Genomic DNA, 19,744 nt, shown 5'->3' with positions numbered 1-19,744 from the left:
TTTTGTGTTCCTTTAATTTTTATTTTTTCCAGCGCTGCAAGCCCTTTATTTGCATCGGGTAAAGTGTCTTGAGGAGCCATTTTTTAATTCCTGATATTTCCAGTTGTTCCAAGGCTTTACTTCCTAAAGCAATTGTTTCTTCCAAAGTAATATTGGGTTGTGTCCAAGAGCCATTCTGGTAGCAATATCTACAATATTCGGTAGCTGCTTGGCCGTTTCTTTCCGTTCCAAAATCGACCGCTTGTGCTAAAGGCATACCGCAAGATTGACAAAAAACTTTTTTAGTCATGAATTAGACCAAGCTTTCAAGGAAGGACTCCCCGATTTCAGCCTTGTCAATATTAAAATTATCTGCAATAGTAGCAGAGATATCCGCGAAGTGGCCCAAAGGTAGAACTTTTGGTTCTTTCAATGAAGGTGAGAAGATAACAAGTGGAATATATTCACGTGTATGGTCTGTACCTACATAGCTTGGATCATTCCCGTGATCAGCTGTAATCATTAACAAGTCATCTTCATGCATGGCTTCAAGAATTTCAGGCAAACGTCTGTCAAAGTCTTCGATTGCTTGTCCATAACCTTCTACATCACGACGATGACCATATTTCGCATCAAAATCAACCAAGTTCGTAAAGCTAAAGCCTTCAACGAATTCTTCTTTACGCATTGCTTTGAGAAGACGATCGACACCATCCATATCATTTTTATTATGTCCCATATCATATTTCACACCAACTGTGTTGAAAATATCAGAGATTTTACCTACTGAGTATGTGTCTACGCCAGCATTATAAAGTTTTTCTAACACTGTTTCATCAAATGGGCTCAAGGCATAATCACGACGGCCATCAGTACGTGTAAAGTCCCCTGGTGCACCCACATAAGGACGAGCAATTATACGACCAATCATAATACCAGAACCTTCCAGTGTGATTGAACGCACGTATTCGCAAATTTTGTACAATTCTTCACGAGAAATAATATCTTCGTGTGCCGCAATTTGTAACACAGGATCAGCTGAAGTATAAATAATCAACTCGCCTGTTTCCATTTGACGTGGTCCAAAATCATCGATAACAGCTGTTCCAGAATAAGGTTTGTTGGCTTCACGAATGACTTTACGGCCTGAAAACTCTTCAATTTTTTGAAGGAGATCTTCAGGATATCCTTCCGGATATGTTGGGAAAGGAGTTTGAATATTCAAGCCCATGATTTCCCAGTGCCCTGTCATTGTGTCTTTACCTTTAGAAACTTCTTGTAACTTGGTCACATAAGCTTTAGGCTGATCAGCAGCTGGAATAGTTTTTAGGGCTGTATCGCGTGGGATATTGCCCCAGCCCATTTCTTGAAGATGAGGAACATTTAGACCACGGATTTCTGAGATGTGACCAATTGTATCCGAATTCACATCATTTACTGCTTCGTGTGTTTCTACATCGTGGTTGAAAAACTTATCTGCATCTGGTGCAGCACCGATTCCAACGGAATCCATAACTACGAGGTGAACACGATTAAATTTCTTAGGCATATTATTTTCTCCTTACTTAGTGAACTTCTATATTATCATTATAAACTATTTAGTGATGAATAGGTTTCCAGAGCTAAACCTTCATGCAGAAAAACTTTTCTCGTTCGGAAGTTGCCCTTTGATGAGAAAAACGAAAACTGCTAAAGCCGCAATGGCTACACATGCAATCATGAGAATAACCTCACTATAATGTCCTTTGATAGTTGCCGCAAAAAAATGAAGATTTACACCATCAATAAAACGTGAAGAATAAGTAAACCCGATTGACATTGCAATATTGATGCAAAGATTGTAGAAACCAATTGCTGTTCCTTTATTTTCTTCTGGCATTTTTTCCAAACTTGTGTGCATAAGTGGTGCATACATCATGGCAAAAGCACATGAACTTAAAATAAGTAAGCCTGTGAAAAGGAAAACTGAGGCTCCCATGAACAATGCAGCAAGCACAATTGTCACCACAATAGTCACCATTGAAACAATAACGGCTTTAAATGAATTAAGTTTAGAAGCAATTGCTCCTGAAAGACTACCTACAATCGCAGCTGCTAAACATGCAGGAATAAACATCAAAGATACACTATCTAATTGCATTTGATACACATCTGTAAGCAAAAATGAAAATGTATTCAAGGTAAAGGCAGCTTGTGTCGAGTAGATCAAAAGTGCAGCAATCAAAGTAAAGACAAACAATTTGTTTTTGAAGAAGTCAATCGTAATAAAAGCATTTTTCTTTTTAGAAATATAAAGTAAGAAAACAATTGTTGCCAAAATAAAACCAATCAGAACAAGCCACGAGAAGTTGGTCAGGTAAACCATTGCAGTAACAGCAACAGCTGCAACAAGCATAATTCCCATCACATCAATATATTTTTTCTCACCAGATTCTTTGGGAAGATATTTTAAAAGGAAGGGGATAACCAATAAAGAAAGTAATGGCACAAGGAAAAGCGTTTGCCAAGCCAAATGCGTAGTGATAAATCCTCCAGTCAAAGTACCAATGACTGTCGCAATTTGAAAACTAGAAGTTGAAAAGCCATAATATTTTTTTTGTTTATCTGGTGCAACATAGCGAGCTACAAAAATAAGATAAAGGGTTTCAGTAGCGCCCAGTCCAGCAGCTTGAATGACACGCGCAAAAACAACCAACCAATAATTATCATGAACCAGGTAGCCCATAAAAGAACCTGCAGAAATTAAAAGAATACCAAAAATAAGTAATGAACGAATACTAATGCTGTCAGAAAGGGATGCATAGACGACTGCTCCCATTCCAATAACTAATCCAGCTAAGGTCACTTGCCAAGCTACTGTACTGGCAGAAACATGGAAATACTCCACCAGTTTCGGGGAAATGATTTTAAAAGAATTATCAATGACCAAAGAAAAAATCATCAATAAAAGGATGACAGGAACGGCTTTGCCTACCTGTACTTCTTGTGCTGTATTTTGCTGACTTGTAGAGAGTTGTGCTTCCACAGTTAGTCCTCCGATATGATATATTTAAGCGCTTCATGAAAACGCTATCTTTAAAGAATATAATTATTATATCTTAAACATTTCTGAAAATGTATTCGCTTTCTCATGAAATATCTTGAAAAACTTTACAAAAAAAGACAAGTTACTAACTTGTCTTCTTTTATCTGATTGTACCTTTTGCGCGATAGATAGTAAACATATCCACCATAATACGACAAATGACTTCTAAAGGTAAAATACTTCCAGCATCTCCATAGAGTTCTTCTTTCTCTAATTTACTTTGATAAGCAAGTAGATAGTAGTCACTCATTTGGGCCAATTGGCTTCGGTAGTTACTTGTCAGAACTATTACTTTTGCACCCTTCTTCTTTGCTTTTTTAGCTGCAGAAACAATGATTTTCTCCTCACCTGTTGAAGAAACGATAAGCATCATATCTTCTGAAGTCAGTTTTTCAGCATACATTTCCATATCATCATAGTAACGACTGATTGCATTTTTCCCTAGCGTTTGAAACCGATGAATCATATCATCCGCTACAGCTTCACTTGCGCCACGCGCTACTGTCATGATCATCTTCGTTTCCACTAAAGCTTTCGAAATAGCTTCCAAGTCGGCAGGGTTAAGTAAACCAATCGTCCGTGAAACTTCAATCAAGTTCTTAAAAACATATTGATTAGCCTCGTCAGACAAACCAACTATTTTGTTTTCTTCCGCATTAGCTCCATTTTTATTTCTTTTGAGAGAATTTTTGAAATCGGCAAAGCCATCAAATCCTCTTTTTTTGAGAGTTCGCACAATTGTGGCTGTACTCACATGTGCTTCTTCAGCAATTTGAGTAATTGACATCAATTGAACTTTTGACTTGTTTTCTTCCAAAAATTCCCAAGTATACATTTCCGCATCTGATAATTTTTCCATAGTTACTCAATTATATCATATCCAAGAAGGAAGAAGATACAAAAAAGCGCTCTTTATGAGCGCAATTGTCTGGTGTTATTCTGCTAATGATTTTAATTTTGAATTTTTAAAGACATCAATAGTATAAATTTTATTGAGGACTTTACATAAACCAAATGCAAGGTTGAAATCGACAAAGCTATGAACAATTCCACCGAAGAAGACAAGCATAAGCAAGCTATTTAAGGCTTGAGGATTAAGATCTGCAAAACCAATACGATAAAAGGCTAAAACAACCAAGGCCTCCAATCCTGCGTGGAAAACTCCCAAAATCAGGTTAAAAACTTGTAGTTTAACTTTTTTGTCAACTAAATCTGGATTCTTCTTCAAGAACCAAGCACCAGCAGTCATTACTACAATATGAGTTGCCGCTCGCATCCAGATAAGGGGAACTGGGACACTAATAAAGAAACCAAGTGTGGTCCCAACAGCTACAAGCGCTGCTAAATAAGGGCTAAAGAACATAGCGGCCATAACTGGCACATGTGAAGCAAGAGTAAATGATGCGGGGCCAATTACGATTTTTGCCGGCATAATCATCGGAATTAAAATCCCTAAAGCCGTAAGAAGAGCACCAATCACCAAGTTCCTGATTCTTTTTCTACTATCAGAGTTCACTTTTATAATACCAACCTTTCTATGTTCACTATTTTACAATATTTCCCAGCGAATAAAATTACAATTTAGTTACATTTCCTGTTTTTTTACGTATATTAGGGAAGAGTTCAGTTTTCTATACACTTTAAAAGAAAAAAGTCTGAATAAATTCAGACTCTCTTGTTATTCTTTAAGGCCTAGGCGTTCTTTAATCTGCTTAACTTGCAGTTTTGTGAATTCCTCTGGGCTGTTCTTTTGTAGTTCCATCATTGCTTTTGCTTGCGCAGGATTTGCTTTCAGTGCTGCTTCTTGCTGAGCTTGCATCGCTGGTACTTCTTGTTGAAGTTTTTTGGCTTCATCTTGGGTCAAGACGAGCCACGTATCCTTAGGCACGTAAGCACGCGCGTGTTGATAAACAAGCTTTCCTTCTTCTCCGCCAATACCGAAAAGGAACTTCATAAAGTTGTCTTTAAATTTCCATTTGACTGTTGTTGTAACAACTTTGGCTTCAGACTCAGACGTCAGCTTGTAGTCTGCCGTTTTTTTCAAAGTTTCAACCATATGTTTTTGATCCGGTTGGAAATGAACTTCAGGCTCCTTATCTTCTTTGTTTGTACGGTAGACTAAAGCATAATTATTAGTATCTTGACCGATTTCTGCTTTTAAAAGCATCCCAAAGGCAGCATTAGTATCTCCTGCTGTGTAAATTTTCTTCGTTTCAGTAGAAGTTACTTTCTCCATACCCCAGTTATCTTTAATGTGTATTGTCAAAGCCATAACTGATGCTGTGAGTAGGACTAATGATAAACCACCAACAAGACCACGCCAAAATATTTTATCAATGTGGATAAAGCCGTAGAAGGTTAAAAGTGTAAATAAAACAATAAGTATGATAATCATTATTTCTCACCTCCTACTTCTTTTTTGTTTTTAACAATATGCCCTTGAAGGAAAAATGAAAGCACGAGCCCAAGGATAGCAAAGGCTAACCCTATAGCGAAAGAGGCGTGATAGCCTTTAAGCATGGCATCTAACATATCTCCTGCAAAAGCAAGTGGGTTGGACTCTTTCAAGCTTGCTGCAGGTTGTGAATTGGTAATAATATTTTGCGTAACAGAGCTTAAGAGCGCCACAACAACAGCTGAAGCAACTTGACGTGCTGTACTATTTGCTGCAGTACCATGTGCTGATTGTTCGCGTGGTAAAGCGTTCATGGCTGATGCAGTTAGAGGCATCATTACCATCGCAATACCAAACATACGCAAACCATAGAGCACAGTAATAAAGTGTTCTGGTGTTGTTGTTGTCAAAAACATAAATGGAATTGTACCAATGGCCAAAATGGTAAAACCAACACGGGCCAAGCGTTTCGCACCTACTTTATCATAGGCAGCACCCGCAAGTGGACTCACAATCCCCATCATCAAAGCACCAGGTAAGAGTGTCAAACCTGAACTCAATGGTGAAAGACCGTGGACTTGTTGCATATACAAAGGCAACATCATCTCAACACCCATCATAGCCATCATTGAAAGTGCCATAACAACGGTTGTCAAAGCAAATTGTTTATTTTTAAATACGGAAACATTTAAGAATGGTGTTTCCATATGCAATTGACGACGGACAAAGAGAGCAATGATTGCTACCCCCGCAACGATAGGTAGGATAACCGTTTGAAGATCACCCCAGCCATCGCTAGCTACATTTGTAAAACCCCATAAAAAGAGCCCAAAACCAAGAACTGATTCGACTAATGACATAAAATCTAGCTTCATGTCACGATTAGGCACAATGTCACGCATAAAAATAAGCATCAATACCCAACAAATGGCAATAACAACCATTGGAATCAAGAAGATTGTACGCCATGATTGTTCCAGAGTGAATCCTAAAATGACATGATCTTTATCTAGAATCCATCCTGCATAAGTAGGGCCAATTGCTGGTGCAAGACCTATAACAAGTCCCATAGCACCCATAACAGCACCCATTTGTTTTGGTGAGAACATATTGACCATAACAACCTGCATCAAGGGCATCGAAATACCAACGGCAATAGCTTGCATGATACGAGCTCCTAAAAAGACGCTCCATGTCGAAGTCGGTGCCGAATAGGCGACAAACATTCCAGCCAATAAAATTGCATAAGAAATCAAATACAACCAGCGTGTTGGGAATTTTGTTGTTAAATAGGCCGATACAGGGATCATAATTCCGTTTGCCAACAAGAACCATGTTGTGGCTTGTTGCCCCGTAGCTAAAGAGATATTAAAATCATTCATCAATGTGGGCATTGCTGTACCCAATGAGGTTTGCATGAGCATCCCTCCAAAAGTAGCAATCAAAATAAGTGCAAGAACAATCCCTCGATTAAATGGTTTCCCATGAATATCGAGTGGCTGATCTTTTGTTAATTCTTCAGTCATACTTTTTCGTTTTCCTCCTCAAATATTTCCATTGCTAAATCAAAAAATAGTTGGACATTTTCGACAAAACTTTTGGTGCGTTCTTCGCCCATTCGTTCAAGGATTTTCACAATACGGCTCACAGCTTCTTTTCTTGATTGCTCCGCTTCTTCACGACCTTTAGCCGTGATAGCCACTAAAATTTTACGACGGTCCGTACGAGAAATTTCACGTGTAACAAGTCCTTTCTCCTCAAGATTATTGAGAATTGTTGCTACTCGCGCTGTACTCATATTGGTTTGCTTCGCAATGTCACTAGGTAAAATTGGTGAGCCAGTATTTTTATAGAGGCCAACCAAAACGAGTTTTTCACCATGCGCATACTTACTAAAACGGCTCATAACTTCAGTTTTACTGCGACTCTTCACACAAGATAAAAAAGTTTCTGCTGCTTGATTGTAATCCATATCTTCCATTCCTAACACTATTAATTATCTAACACTGTTAGTATTATATTCTCTTTATTATCAATTGTCAAAAATTTACTACGATAAAGAAAGCTTAATCCCTCAAGGTTATCCCTCTTTTTTATTTGGGAATATTAGTGAAAAAGTTTTCATATAAAAAGAGACCTCCTAATAGTGGTCTACTTTAATGGCCATTTTTTTCGATAATACTAGTACAGAGCAAGGAGATAAAAAATAGTTTTTGAAAATCTCCAACTCTTTTTATGGAATGTATGTATTATAAGTCTTGTATCTTAAGGTAAACTGAATAAAAAAGGTTAAATTTTAGCTTTGCGATATGCAGTTTAGGCACAAAAAATCATAATCATTAAAAAAAACATTGTGAACTCGAGGAGACTTATTGATATTTTAAACATAGTTTTTTTAAGCGTTGATTTTTATTGGTGTTTCCATAAAATAAGGATTTAATTTCTTTGGTTTTATGATAAAATATAAATATTGGAAAATTTTAATTTTACAGGAGTGGATAAGAAAAATGAGGATGCAACACATAGATAGCGGAATAAAAAGAATACTTTTCTTCTTATTATTTTTACTTTCGTTTTATTGGCTTTTTTGGTCTGTAAGGTACATCTTTTCGGATGTTCTTCCAAGTATAAGTCACACATTCTTTTTATCACTACTTGTTTTGGGAATTGTTTCGGGAATCATCTTTTATAAATCTCTAAAACCCTTGGTTATCAAGATCTTCAAACTCCTTTATACTTATCGTTATTTTGTTATCGGAATACTTTTCATAGGTCAGATTGTGATATCTGTATTTGCCCAATGCCTTCCCAACGGAGATGCTTCTATTCTATATAAGGTAGCAACCGCTCCACCAACACACAGTGGTTCATCCATTAGGTACTTCTCCTTATTTCCGAATAACTTTCTCATTTTTATCACCTTTAAAATCTTGAACGGCATTGTTACAGCCCCGCACCTTATTTTAACCGTGTCAATTTTAAATGCTCTACTTATTGATGGCGGTATTTTATTGCTGACGGGTCTGGCTGATCATCTGAAGGGGGAAAAATTAGCTCGAATTGTCTTTTTAGAAAGCCTATTTCTATTTGGGTTACAACCACATTTTTTATCTTTCTATAGCGATCCAGCTACCTTCTTCCTAATGGCTCTGCTGTGTTATTTAGTGATTATAAATTTAGATAAAGCTGGGATTTTTAGATGGTTTGCTATTGGCCTTCTTTTTAGTATTGCCTACAAAATTAGAGTGCCCATTTTTATTTACCTTATCGCCTTAATCCTCCTGATTATCTATAGGTTGATTTTCGACAAGAAACAAGTGAACCTTAAGCGCCTGTTCATTCGGAGCTTACTCCTTCTTTTAGGGATGCTCACAATGATTTTCGCTATTAATTTTTATGCGGAAAATCAAAAGTTTGTAGAATATGATGGAAAATACACTATGAGTCCCTGGTTTTTTGTAGACTTAGGCTTGACTGCTACAGGAGCAGATCATGCAGCAGTCAGTCAGGATGTTAAGTTTTTGGACGCTAAGGGTCAATTTAAACCAAGATCTGAACTGGAACCTCAACTTAAAGAGGATGTAAAAAAAAGATTCTCACGATTTGGTACTTTGGGTCTTATCAAACACCAAAGTACTAAATTTAAAATTTTTACACAAGATGGTAGTCTAGGTTGGACTGCAGAAAATGTTTTAAAAGAACAAAATATTGTTAAAACCAAATTTACAAACTCTAAATTTGGTCAAAAGATAAGATCAGTAATCTATGTTGGAAATCCTCACTATGGTAATTACGCCCTATACCTTCAAATCGCTTGGTCTATAATAATTTTGGGATTGGTTGCTTATTTTAAAAAATTTAGGCAGACCTCTAATTTTGAATTCTACCTGCAGATTGTATTATTTGGGGTTATTCTATACTTATCAATATTCGAAGCTGGTAGAAGTCGCTACTTAATACAATTCCTTCCAGCGATTATTATGTTATCATCAATTGGATACTTAAATTATTTTAACAATCGTCAAAACAAATAAAATCAAAAAAGCTCTCAGTTTTATAGCTGAGAGCTTTTTTAAATTATTAAACGTCAATAGTAGAATATTGTGCATTGGCTTCGATAAATTCGCGACGTGGTTCCACACGATCGCCCATTAGCATATCAAAGATTTTGTCTGCTTCAGCGGCATCTTCTACAGATACACGCGCCATGAGGCGGGCATCTGGATCCATAGTTGTTTCCCAAAGTTGGTGGTCATCCATTTCTCCTAAACCTTTATAACGCTGTACTGTTGGTTTAGCACGACCTTGAGACCATTTTTCAAGTGCAAGCTTCAGCTCACGTTCTTGATTCTCCCCTGGTTGAATGTATTCTTTTGTTTCCGAACCGACTTTGATTCCGTAAATTGGTGGTTGAGCAATATAAACATAACCGGCCTCAACTACAGGACGCATATAGCGGTAAAAAAGAGTTAACAAGAGTGTACGAATGTGTGCCCCATCGACATCGGCATCGGTCATGATAACCAGTTTATGATACCGTGCTTTAGATAAATCATAGTCAGCACCAAAACCAGTTCCCATCGCTGTAAAGAGTGAACGGATTTCTTCATTTGCTAAAATCTTATCCATTGTCGCTTTTTCCACGTTCAAGATTTTACCACGGATGGGCAAAATAGCTTGGAATTCTCGATTACGGCCAGACTTAGCAGAACCACCAGCAGAATCCCCTTCGACGATGAAAAGTTCTGTTTGTTTAGGATCATTGGAAGAGCAGTCCGCAAGTTTACCAGGCAAGTTAGAAATCTCTAAACCGGATTTTTTACGCGTTACTTCACGTGCGCGTTTGGCCGCAATACGTGCCTTGCTTGCAAGAATCCCTTTCTCAACAATCTTCTTCGCAACTTGAGGATTCTCAAGCATAAAGGTTTGCAAAGCTTCTGAGAAAAGCTTATTGACGATACCTGTTACTTCACTATTCCCCAGTTTGGTTTTCGTTTGACCTTCAAATTGTGGATTAGGGTGTTTAACAGAAATGACAGCGGTCAAACCTTCACGAACATCGTCCCCAGTAAGGTTTTCTTCGTTATCTTTAAGAAGCTTTTGAGCCTTTGCGTAATTGTTTATCGCACGCGTTAAAGCTGTACGGAAACCTTGTTCATGCGTACCACCTTCATGCGTATTGATATTATTTGCAAATGACATGATTGTTGAATGGTAAGTTCCTGTATATTGCATAGCAACTTCGACAGTGATTCCATCTAACTCACCCTCTGTATAGATTGGCGTATCAAAAATAACTTCCTTGTTTTCATTGATAAAGGAAACATAAGATTGAATCCCACCTTCATAGTGGAACATAGCATGATTGTCTTCTTGGCCTTCACGTTTATCGGTAATAGAAATACGCAAACTACGGTTCAAGAAAGCCAACTCACGGACACGTGTCACCAACTTATCATAGTCAAAAACTTGAGTTTCGGTGAAAATTGTTGGATCTGGTGTAAAGTGAACGACTGTCCCTCGTTTATCTGTTTCACCAATAATGGCCAAATCTTCGACGACAACACCACGATGGTATTCTTGATAGTATTTTTGACCATCTTTATGTACAGTAACGTCTAACTGTGTTGAGAGGGCATTAACAACGGATGAACCAACACCGTGTAAACCACCAGAAACTTTGTAGCCGCCACCGCCAAATTTACCACCAGCATGAAGGATAGTAAAGACCGTTTCGACCGCAGGACGTCCTGTTTTTTCTTGAATGTCTACGGGAATACCACGTCCATCATCGACAACTGTAATTGAGTTATCAGGTTCAATAAACACTTCGATATGGCTGGCAAACCCCGCTAGCGCTTCATCGATCGAGTTATCAACAATCTCCCACACTAAGTGGTGCAATCCTTCCTTTGAAGTTGATCCGATATACATCCCAGGACGCATACGCACCGCTTCAAGTCCTTCTAAAACTTGAATTTGACTGGCATCATATTCTTCTGCCATTTTTTCAATTTGTTCTTTATTTTCTTCGTTCAAAATAATCTCATTTCTTTGAAAATACTTACTTATAATTATAGCACATTCTAGCTTTTTTTACTATATACTGCGAGCCATAAAAGCTTTTACTCCATCTTAATAATTTCAGAAAAAAAGCAGCTTTAAGCTGCTTTTTTGTTTAATATATTTTGTCTTTTTACTTAATTCATCCGAACTTTTGGTGATTTTTTCCATGACCAAGGAAGATAAATAACAAGCCAAAACATCAATACAATAAAAATTAAACCTAAGATATAATAAGAACCGAACACATCATAGATGGGTTCAAGTGGACTTCCCGGAACTGGTGTCCTTAGGAAGAAAAAATTTTGATTCCAAACTTGATTGAGGACTGCACAAATCGGTACAACAATCGACAAAAAGACAGCAGAGCGCCAGAGTTCACGCCATTGAGGGACAAAATCGCCTGCAATCAGACGCATTAAAACATACGAGATAAGTAAGCAATGAATCAAAAAGCTCTGCCATACAAAGACATTAACAAAATCATTGGTTACCCAGTTCGGTGTCACAAGTGCAAAAATTGCTCCAGGTAAAGTTAAGCTATACAAGAGCTCACGACTCGTCTTATTTGAACGCATTGCATCAAAAACAATAATGAATATGCCAAGTCCACACAGCTGCAAAGGCAAGTCTGCGTACAAAAATTGATGAGTCATCACTAAAATGATATCTCTAATGATTTCGAGCAACAGGGTAAACGAGGCAACAAGTAGACGTAACAGTTTACGTCTCTCGTCATTTGCGCGCAGATAAATACGAATCAAGCCAAAACTGAGCAGTGCTAGAACAGCAAGGGCAAAAAAGTGATTGGCACTAAAAAGGCCAAAGCCTGGCCCAACTGCTTTTTCATTCGATATAAAAAAAGTATTCATTGTGGTTCAGTTTACTCCATAATGTCTGATAATTTTTTGATGCTTCGCGTTGCTTGGGGATACTCCTGCTGGCTATCAAAGAAAATAGTCGCAATACCCGCTGCACGACCGGCTTCAATGTCCAAAGGACGGTCACCAATCATCACCGTCTTCTTGGGGTCTAAATTATATTTTTGTACTAAATATTTTATTGAATCTGGTGCTGGTTTACGTGGGAAACCATTATCAGCAGTAACAACTTCAGTAAAATACTGAGAAATATGGGCTGCCTCAAGAATGTCCAGTACTTGCTTATCTCTATGAGAAATCATAAAGTTTTTGCAGTTCTGGCTCACGATAGTATGCAAAAGATCAACAGCACCTTCAAACAAAATTGGCTTGTCCAAAGCTTCTGCTTCTAATTTCCGATATGTTTCAAGAAACTGCGGTATATGACTCGCGTATTGGTCCACAGCATGTGCTGTAGAAACTTTGAGTGCTGCATAGACATCGTCATGCAAAACTACTCGTTCTTCCTTTTGCCAAAGTGCTGCAGCAAAAGCATGACTAGAATTTTCGTAATTATTAAGTAAAGTGCCACCTAAATCCCAGATATAGTTTTCGTAGTTCATTTGATAATTATATCACAGCCAAGGGCTGGCTTTCTGTTTTAAACTTATGCTTCTTATTTTCTAAGTAAAGGCTGTGTGCTACATCTAAATGAACCGCCCAAGCTTCGGGATATTTTAAAATCAAGGTATTCTGAGCGAATGCCTCGTGCTTCCAGAGCTTCGCCAATGTATTTAAATTCTGAATCTAGTATATATACCTCGTCATTTATTGGTAGACCATTTATTGCTAGCTTTGCAATATCTTCAAAAGGAACATTTATTCTATCCCAATTTTTAAGCTGTTCAGGTATACCAGTTAGAAAGGCTTCTTCACAGATAATCATTAGACCATCTCTAACTAGACTTAGAGCGCAATCAAGATGCAAAACATCATGATGAAGTTTAACCTCAATCACCTGATAGCCCCAATGTGCTAAATAAGCTTTAAGCCATAAATAGCCATTATGATTGCTCGCTTTACCTGAATTTCCTACAAATACTGTTTTTCCTAAAACGAGGATATCGCCACCTTCTAAGAAAGGTCCACTCTCATCCGTTTCTCCTTGTGAAGTATCTGCCATTGGAAGAGAAACGTAAAAAGCATCGCTAGAATAGGCTTGTTCAGTGAGTAAGTTTCTTACGGGTAAAACCTCGTTGCGGCGATGGAAAAAGCGCATAGACCCTTCAATCAAAGAGTCACCAATCGTAAAGAACGGGTCACGTACAAAAAAGTTTGCAGCACCATAGACTTTTCCTTGTTCTTTCTCATAATCCGTGAGAAGACGTGGTCGCAAAACTTCAATATCATATTTTTCTAACAAAGCTTGTAGATTAGTACGCTCTGCTTCCCATTTTCTTTGTCTTTCAGGAAATACTTCTGCATAATTTTTTCCACTGGTGTCTTTATTATTAAACATATCAAGAACATCATCTTCAAGGAAGGAGCCATCATCATTGGTATGCTCTTCGTGAGGTAAGATAAATTCCGATTGTGTTAAAACTACACGTCTCAGTGGTGCAAACTCACTTGTAACACCTATCTCATTTGCATTGCTCATTTTTATTTCCCTCCTTAAAAACTAAATTGTTAACTAATTCTTATATTATAACATTTTGTGATTTTAAAAAGTCCTCACATTGGTGAGGACTAAAGATGTTACAAAAAGAGTATTATTTGGAATAGTTATATTATACATTCGTCTTCTTAACCAAGACTAAAAAAGACTGCTTTTTTAATGAATTAATATCTTTTTTCTAGATTTGTCTGAATTTTTATATATTTACTATAATATAATAGTAATTTTGACCTTAAACAAGGTTTAATTAAGTTTTAAATGTAATAATAATAGTTACAACACTGATGAATATAGGCTCCTTTTAAAGCAATTACAAAGATACGAAATTATTTATTCAAAGCTTTAAGGATATCCTAGAAATAACGAACTGTTAAGGAGAACTTATGACACTTTTAGGCGTAAAAATAGATAAATATTTTATGCGGGATTTACTGATACTACTGATCGGCGTAGGACTATATGTCCTATCTGTACAGCTTTTCGTCATCCCCAACCGACTAGCCAGTAATGGCGTTGCTGGATTTTCTGTATTGATGGACTTTGTCTTTGGTGTTAATCCAGCTTTAACTTTCTTCCTCGTTAATGTGCCACTCTTTACTTTTGGCCGTAAATACTTATCTTCGCGTGAGCTTCTTCTCAGTATTCCGGGTGCAGCCGCTATGAGTGTCTGGATGATAATTTATGAAGCAATCGGAATTACAGGGATTCAGTTTTCTAATATTGTCTTTGCTGGTATTTTCGACGGAATTCTCTCAGGAACAGCTGCTGGTTTAGTCATTATTTCTGAAGGAACCTTTGGTGGAACGCTGCTTCTAGGACGAATTTTAGAAGAAAAATGGAGCTTCAAAGTAGACAAAGTTTTATTTGGTGGTGATGTCATTGTTTTGAGTCTTTCGCTTCTCACATACCTTACCTTACCCAATTTTGCTATCACATTGTTGTCTTGTTACCTCTTCAGTAAGGTCACTTTGATTGTTGGCCGTGCTGACTATCGTCAAGAACTCTTGCAACGTCTTTCATTCATACGTCTACCTCAGTTTGGTACTCAAACGATTAAAGAGCGAAATAGAAAGTAAGAAAAAAAGTTTCCAAAAATGTGGAAACTTTTTTATTTGTGTTCAAAAGCGAAGCTACTGGCATATTTTTCTAGCATAACAAGTGTTGAACCTATCCACAAATTGAGACTTTTTTGTTATACTAGTGACATGACATATGATAAAAAGCGCCGCAAGGCGACTTCTAAAATCCGAAGTTTCTTTCGCATTATTTTCCAGCTTTTGATTTTTCTCTTTGTTGCAGCTAACCTCTTGAATTTTAGAGTGATACAAACCAGTGATAATCGTAATGACACTGAGCTTGCCAACCAAGTTGAAACAATTACAGAATATAACTTCATTCGTACTATAGCACCATATGCGCAAGAATCACAAGAAAAGTATAATGTTCTCGCTTCTCTGACTTTAGCTCAGGCTGCTTTGGAAAGTAACTTTGGTCAAAGCGGACTTGCCGCAAAATATTACAATCTTTTTGGTATCAAAGCTTACGGAAATGTCCCCACAGTAACTTTAGAAACCAAAGAATTTGAAAATGATAAATGGGTGACTGTAAAAGCGCAATTTCGCGTTTACGATGGTTGGAAAGAATCTGTCGAAGGACATGCCTATCTCTTTACTAAGGGCACTACATGGAACCCTAAGCAGTATGCGAGCGTTTTAGCTGCGAAAAACTATAAAGAAGCTGCGAAAGCGGTGCAAACTTCTGGTTATGCAACTGACCCAGCCTATACTGAAAAGCTCATTCAAATGATTGAGAGTTACGGTTTAGATCAATACGATAAGATTTAGTCTTTCTTTCTCAAAGACATAAAAAACGTAGAAACAAAAACTCTGTTTCTACGTTTTTTATTTTATTCAAACAGGAATCTACTCTCCTACTGCAAAATCATGCCCTTGCCTGAAGCATAATCAATTTGAATACCTGGCTGCACATTTGGAATGAAAACATTAAACTCTAAGCTTCCATCTTTCGACTTGGCTTCCATATGCGTCCCTGAGGGAACGAGATCATTCCCATCATACATAGGTTCTACACGATAACGGACTGTTTTATTCTTATCGAGCGCTTTACGCACTAAACCTTCATAATAGTTTTGCCCTGTATTTTCCTCGTTGCCATTACTTGCCTGATTGGCCCAAGCGGTTTGTGTACTGATATTTTGTGGATTTGCTTCAGAAGCATCAAAGCCTTTAATATTTCCAGCTAGCGCGTAGCCAATTGAATGTCCTCGGTTATAGAGTGTGCTGTATGAACCAGAAGAAATCATGAGTTGTTTCCAGCCTACAGGATTTATTTTCGCACTGTTGGACTTTCCATCTGCTCCCGTTGTTTCTGAACGGTTTTTGTACTGGCGGCTTGTCTTGTTGAGGAGTGCATTGGCAAGTTTGGGACGACTTAAAGCATCTTGTTTTGCCAGTTGAACATAAGGTGCACTGTTAACTTTAGCATCCAAGTCTGTTTTATTGTCATTGACAATAAAGGCACCAGTTCCATTATAAGTGACTGAATCTTTGAGGTTCTTTTTAATTGAAGGTGTCAAAACTGATTGTGCTAAAGATTGTGTCGGCACTTTGTCTTTGACACTGCCATAATCTACCTTGCTAAAATTCTTAAGTTGCTGGCTTTGCGCTGGCTGATTCAGTGATGGTGTTCCTGTGACTGTCGACAATATTTCGGGATTCGACTTTAGAAATCCTAAACCAAGAACGACAACTGTTCCTAGAATCCCTGCCCCTGCTTTCAAACCTGTTTGTTTTTTCTTTGCCATCTTCGCTCCTGATTTTATCTTATTACTGTTCAATGTTTGTTTCTTCTTGTCTCAAAAACAACATAAAGAAAATAGACTTTCGTCTACTGCTACTTCCCTTTATTAGATTAGGGATTTCTAAAAAGTTTATCGTACTGTTCTTGCGTACGAATCATATTTAAATCTAAATGTCCACCATAGCTCGACAATTGTCCGCGGTCCGTGAACTGGTGCATGTCATAGTTCAAATCTGTTTTAGGAGATGTATCCCACATCCCGGTATTTCGACCATAATCAGCCATCCAAATTGAACTAAAATGGCTAGAGTCAATCTTATGGTCAGTCAAGAACCAATCTTGCGCGTAGATACCTATATTCTTGGCACCTAGGCTCTTAAGCTCCTCACGGAAAGCATCCACACCTTCGCTCATGTTATCCATGCTGACTTCTTCAATATCCAGCCAATAATACGTTGGTTTAAAAGGATGAGCCCGCTCATAAAAAAGACGTGCCTGTTCTTTCATCTCTTCAACATTTTTACCATTGACATAGGCATATACAGCAACAGGAACACCACGCTTTTGCAATTCGCTCATATGCGTTTTAAATTGACGATCTTCACCACTTTTATAAGCTGCTGCATTGTCCTTACTTGACTTTCCTGTCTGTACACGTACGACAGCACCAATGACTTCTTGACTCATTAAATTATAATCAATATCTTCTGGGCGTTGCCATGCGGAGATATCTACTACAAAACGGTTCAAATCAACATCATCATTGCTTAATGATTTATTTACAACCACCGTTTCTTCTTTTTCATGTGTCGCTGCCATTTCGGGAACCTGATATCTTAGGTTACCAAAAGCAAAGACCAGAGCAGTAAAAATTCCAGCAACAATCATGGTTGCTAGAGGGGTAAGCTTTTTTCTCATATTACTATTTTCACTCTTCATTCACACTATTGTAACATAGATTAGAACAATATCTTTCAGATATGCATACTTAATCTAACAAAAAACGCTCAAAAACTTCATTTCCTAATTCAAATCCTTTTTCCGTCATCTGAATCCGTCCATCAGCTTCAAACAACATTTTTTGAAACGCCAATTCTTCAATGATTGTGCCATAAACTTCTTCAAGTGTTTGACCAAACTTTTTATGGAAACGTTCAATGGATACGCCATTTTTTTTGCGTAAGCCCAGAAACATTTCCTCCTCAATCCTTTGTTTTCTTGTCAATACTTCTTCATTTACACGTTTATTTTCCTCGCGTAAATAATGATGAACAGGTCCATGATTTTTATAACGAATGCCATCAAGATAACCTGAAGCTCCAGCTCCAATGCCATAGTATTCCGCATTGTCCCAATATGTCATATTGTGCTTACTTTCATAGCCGATTTTTCCAAAGTTTGAAACTTCATAATGCGAATAACCTTTAGAAGTCAGCATTTCAATAATATACTCATACATATCCGCATTGCGATCATCAGATGGTAAACGGAGGCGTCCACGACGTTGACGATTCATGAATACTGTATGATCTTCTAGTATCAGGCTATATAAGGCAACATGGGGAAGGTCCAATTCTAAGAATTTTTGAACATCCCGCTCAACCATTTCCATCGTTTGGTTCGGTAAGCCATAAATTAAATCTATTGTGATATTTTCAAATCCGGCAGCACGTAGTCTTTCGATTGAAGAGTAAACTTGTGCTTCAGTATGTGTTCTCCCAATTTTTTTCAACAGTTTATCATCAAACGATTGTACACCAAGTGAGATGCGGTTCACAGGCGAATTCGCTAAAACAGCAAGGACTTCATCTGTTAAATCAGAAGGGTTTGCTTCCACTGTGAACTCTTCAAGTTCTTCTAAATCAAGCGTTTTTGTCAGATGCGTGAGTAATTTTTCAAGCTGATCTGCAGGTAAAACACTCGGTGTCCCACCTCCAATATAAAGCGTTTTTAAACTACTAATATCATAACTATCATATTCTTTGAGCAACTCATCAATATAGGCTTCGACCGGTTGTCCCGTCATCAAAACTTTAGCAAAATCACAATAGTAACAAATATGTGAGCAAAAAGGGATATGTACATAAGCTGCTTTTGTTTCGTTCTTTTTCACTTTATTTCCTCTTCATTATTTGTTTCTATGATTTTTACAAATTTTTCATTTTACGCTAGTTTTTATCGACTTATCTTTCACTTTTAAAATCACTGTCATTAAGATGTTTAATAGAAAAAGGTAAACAGGGAAAGCAAGATGTGCAAAATCCCAAGTACTTGTAGCGGGAAGGGCAATTCCCGTGGTCACTATTCCCGCAGCAAAGGGCTTAATGCTTTCAGTTTCAGGATATCTCCAAGCTTTAATCAAGGTAGGCAAAGCTGCTAAAGCATCACTCATGATGGCCAATAAAATCGCAAGATTAGAATTCTGTGTCAAATACCAGATGACTAAGGTGATCAGTGAAACTATTCCACAGGACAAGTCAAAAAAGGTTATTTTCCAAAAAGACTGCTTATTTATAAAGGAAGCGCCAAAAACAAGCAAGGGCGTAAAGCCAGCCATAAAAACAGGAATTTGACCAAGGCTAAACCCCGACGAAGAAAAGGTGGCAAAAAAAGCAATCATTGGCGCTAAAGCCCAGAGAAACCAAGTTACTTTATTGGGAATAACCCAGCCTTTGAGTGTGGCTCTAACGTAGCCCAAAGCAAAATACAAGGTAACAGCAGCACTCAAAATAAGTTAATATGCCATCTTGCCGCTCTCCTTTACTGGTAAAAACTCATATCTTACTATTGTAACAAAAAACGAGCGAAAATTTTATCATTTTAGACTATTTGAGTCAATTTGTTTTCTATTTATTGTGTTATAA

Annotated in this window: 19 protein-coding genes; 3 read left to right on the top strand and 16 right to left on the bottom strand. The window is 37.5% G+C overall.

What is annotated here, in order from left to right; all coding sequences use genetic code 11:
- Positions 1–19: 19 nt before the first annotated feature.
- The 8 genes from J0J36_RS03890 to J0J36_RS03855 all read right to left on the bottom strand — a co-directional run bounded on the left by J0J36_RS03890 (position 20) and on the right by J0J36_RS03855 (position 7,431).
- Positions 20–289, bottom strand: coding sequence for a zinc ribbon domain-containing protein (locus J0J36_RS03890; protein ID WP_153924677.1), 270 nt, complete (start codon positions 287–289; stop codon positions 20–22).
- Positions 290–292: 3 nt separating this feature from the next.
- The gene (locus J0J36_RS03885; protein WP_019292126.1) at positions 293–1,528 is read right to left on the bottom strand and encodes a phosphopentomutase; all 1,236 of its coding nucleotides are present in this window, start codon (positions 1,526–1,528) and stop codon (positions 293–295) included.
- An 81-nt stretch (positions 1,529–1,609) separates the two neighbouring features.
- Entirely contained in the window at positions 1,610–3,004 is a 1,395-nt protein-coding gene (locus J0J36_RS03880) for an MFS transporter (protein WP_153924674.1), read from the bottom strand.
- Between the two features lie 160 nt (positions 3,005–3,164).
- On the bottom strand, positions 3,165–3,923 hold the full coding sequence (locus J0J36_RS03875; protein WP_019292127.1) for a MurR/RpiR family transcriptional regulator: 759 nt from the start codon (positions 3,921–3,923) through the stop codon (positions 3,165–3,167).
- Positions 3,924–3,998: 75 nt separating this feature from the next.
- On the bottom strand, positions 3,999–4,580 hold the full coding sequence (locus J0J36_RS03870) for a hypothetical protein (RefSeq protein ID WP_004258153.1): 582 nt from the start codon (positions 4,578–4,580) through the stop codon (positions 3,999–4,001).
- Positions 4,581–4,742: 162 nt separating this feature from the next.
- The gene (locus tag J0J36_RS03865) at positions 4,743–5,459 is read right to left on the bottom strand and encodes a DUF4811 domain-containing protein (RefSeq protein ID WP_019292129.1); all 717 of its coding nucleotides are present in this window, start codon (positions 5,457–5,459) and stop codon (positions 4,743–4,745) included.
- Complete coding sequence (locus J0J36_RS03860; RefSeq protein ID WP_019292130.1) at positions 5,459–6,985, bottom strand: MDR family MFS transporter; 1,527 nt, start codon at positions 6,983–6,985, stop codon at positions 5,459–5,461. The genes J0J36_RS03865 and J0J36_RS03860 overlap by 1 nt, the downstream gene beginning before the upstream one ends.
- On the bottom strand, positions 6,982–7,431 hold the full coding sequence (locus tag J0J36_RS03855; protein ID WP_029343317.1) for a MarR family winged helix-turn-helix transcriptional regulator: 450 nt from the start codon (positions 7,429–7,431) through the stop codon (positions 6,982–6,984). Before J0J36_RS03855 ends, J0J36_RS03860 begins: the two co-directional genes overlap by 4 nt.
- A 535-nt stretch (positions 7,432–7,966) precedes the next feature.
- Here J0J36_RS03855 and J0J36_RS03850 point away from each other — a divergent pair.
- Positions 7,967–9,493 (top strand): membrane protein, encoded by a 1,527-nt coding sequence (locus J0J36_RS03850; protein WP_019292132.1) that lies wholly within the window; start codon positions 7,967–7,969, stop codon positions 9,491–9,493.
- Positions 9,494–9,539: 46 nt separating this feature from the next.
- Here J0J36_RS03850 and gyrB read toward each other — a convergent pair whose 3' ends face one another.
- The 4 genes from gyrB to J0J36_RS03830 form a co-directional block, all read right to left on the bottom strand.
- Positions 9,540–11,498, bottom strand: a complete 1,959-nt coding sequence (gene gyrB / locus J0J36_RS03845) for a DNA topoisomerase (ATP-hydrolyzing) subunit B (protein WP_153924672.1) — start codon at positions 11,496–11,498, stop codon at positions 9,540–9,542.
- 161 nt (positions 11,499–11,659) lie between these two features.
- On the bottom strand, positions 11,660–12,394 hold the full coding sequence (locus J0J36_RS03840; protein ID WP_019292134.1) for a TIGR02206 family membrane protein: 735 nt from the start codon (positions 12,392–12,394) through the stop codon (positions 11,660–11,662).
- Positions 12,395–12,405: 11 nt separating this feature from the next.
- A complete protein-coding gene (locus J0J36_RS03835; protein ID WP_019292135.1) occupies positions 12,406–13,005 on the bottom strand; it encodes an HAD family hydrolase in 600 nt (199 codons plus the stop codon).
- A 53-nt stretch (positions 13,006–13,058) separates the two neighbouring features.
- Positions 13,059–14,042, bottom strand: coding sequence for a dimethylarginine dimethylaminohydrolase family protein (locus tag J0J36_RS03830; RefSeq protein WP_019292136.1), 984 nt, complete (start codon positions 14,040–14,042; stop codon positions 13,059–13,061).
- A gap of 401 nt (positions 14,043–14,443) precedes the next feature.
- Here J0J36_RS03830 and J0J36_RS03825 point away from each other — a divergent pair, with 401 nt between their 5' ends.
- Together J0J36_RS03825 and J0J36_RS03820 are read left to right on the top strand one after the other, a co-directional pair.
- On the top strand, positions 14,444–15,136 hold the full coding sequence (locus J0J36_RS03825) for a YitT family protein (RefSeq protein WP_019335332.1): 693 nt from the start codon (positions 14,444–14,446) through the stop codon (positions 15,134–15,136).
- A gap of 129 nt (positions 15,137–15,265) precedes the next feature.
- A complete protein-coding gene (locus tag J0J36_RS03820) occupies positions 15,266–15,904 on the top strand; it encodes a glycoside hydrolase family 73 protein (RefSeq protein ID WP_230625245.1) in 639 nt (212 codons plus the stop codon).
- 86 nt (positions 15,905–15,990) lie between these two features.
- Here J0J36_RS03820 and J0J36_RS03815 read toward each other — a convergent pair whose 3' ends face one another.
- From J0J36_RS03815 to J0J36_RS03800, 4 genes are all read right to left on the bottom strand, one after another.
- On the bottom strand, positions 15,991–16,884 hold the full coding sequence (locus J0J36_RS03815) for a DNA/RNA non-specific endonuclease (protein ID WP_153924667.1): 894 nt from the start codon (positions 16,882–16,884) through the stop codon (positions 15,991–15,993).
- 107 nt (positions 16,885–16,991) lie between these two features.
- The gene (locus J0J36_RS03810; protein ID WP_019292139.1) at positions 16,992–17,798 is read right to left on the bottom strand and encodes a GH25 family lysozyme; all 807 of its coding nucleotides are present in this window, start codon (positions 17,796–17,798) and stop codon (positions 16,992–16,994) included.
- Between the two features lie 70 nt (positions 17,799–17,868).
- Positions 17,869–18,993 (bottom strand): radical SAM family heme chaperone HemW, encoded by a 1,125-nt coding sequence (gene hemW / locus J0J36_RS03805; RefSeq protein ID WP_019292140.1) that lies wholly within the window; start codon positions 18,991–18,993, stop codon positions 17,869–17,871.
- Positions 18,994–19,038: 45 nt separating this feature from the next.
- The gene (locus J0J36_RS03800) at positions 19,039–19,608 is read right to left on the bottom strand and encodes a hypothetical protein (protein ID WP_242520642.1); all 570 of its coding nucleotides are present in this window, start codon (positions 19,606–19,608) and stop codon (positions 19,039–19,041) included.
- Between the last annotated feature and the right edge of the window lie 136 nt (positions 19,609–19,744).

The organism is Lactococcus sp. LG1074 (assembly GCF_017309525.1).
Taxonomy (GTDB): domain Bacteria; phylum Bacillota; class Bacilli; order Lactobacillales; family Streptococcaceae; genus Lactococcus; species Lactococcus petauri.
Note: the sequence above shows the minus strand (reverse complement) of the source record. Positions and strands in the feature narration are given on the sequence as shown.

Coding starts and splice junctions, on each gene's coding strand:
- J0J36_RS03890 (WP_153924677.1), bottom strand. CDS start 289: ATGACTAAAAAAGTTTTTTGTCAATCTTGCGGTATGCCTTTAGCACAA.
- J0J36_RS03885 (WP_019292126.1), bottom strand. CDS start 1,528: ATGCCTAAGAAATTTAATCGTGTTCACCTCGTAGTTATGGATTCCGTT.
- J0J36_RS03875 (WP_019292127.1), bottom strand. CDS start 3,923: ATGGAAAAATTATCAGATGCGGAAATGTATACTTGGGAATTTTTGGAA.
- J0J36_RS03865 (WP_019292129.1), bottom strand. CDS start 5,459: ATGATTATCATACTTATTGTTTTATTTACACTTTTAACCTTCTACGGC.
- J0J36_RS03860 (WP_019292130.1), bottom strand. CDS start 6,985: ATGACTGAAGAATTAACAAAAGATCAGCCACTCGATATTCATGGGAAA.
- J0J36_RS03855 (WP_029343317.1), bottom strand. CDS start 7,431: ATGGATTACAATCAAGCAGCAGAAACTTTTTTATCTTGTGTGAAGAGT.
- J0J36_RS03850 (WP_019292132.1), top strand. CDS start 7,967: ATGAGGATGCAACACATAGATAGCGGAATAAAAAGAATACTTTTCTTC.
- J0J36_RS03840 (WP_019292134.1), bottom strand. CDS start 12,394: ATGAATACTTTTTTTATATCGAATGAAAAAGCAGTTGGGCCAGGCTTT.
- J0J36_RS03835 (WP_019292135.1), bottom strand. CDS start 13,005: ATGAACTACGAAAACTATATCTGGGATTTAGGTGGCACTTTACTTAAT.
- J0J36_RS03830 (WP_019292136.1), bottom strand. CDS start 14,042: ATGAGCAATGCAAATGAGATAGGTGTTACAAGTGAGTTTGCACCACTG.
- J0J36_RS03825 (WP_019335332.1), top strand. CDS start 14,444: ATGACACTTTTAGGCGTAAAAATAGATAAATATTTTATGCGGGATTTA.
- J0J36_RS03820 (WP_230625245.1), top strand. CDS start 15,266: ATGACATATGATAAAAAGCGCCGCAAGGCGACTTCTAAAATCCGAAGT.
- J0J36_RS03815 (WP_153924667.1), bottom strand. CDS start 16,884: ATGGCAAAGAAAAAACAAACAGGTTTGAAAGCAGGGGCAGGGATTCTA.
- J0J36_RS03810 (WP_019292139.1), bottom strand. CDS start 17,798: ATGAGAAAAAAGCTTACCCCTCTAGCAACCATGATTGTTGCTGGAATT.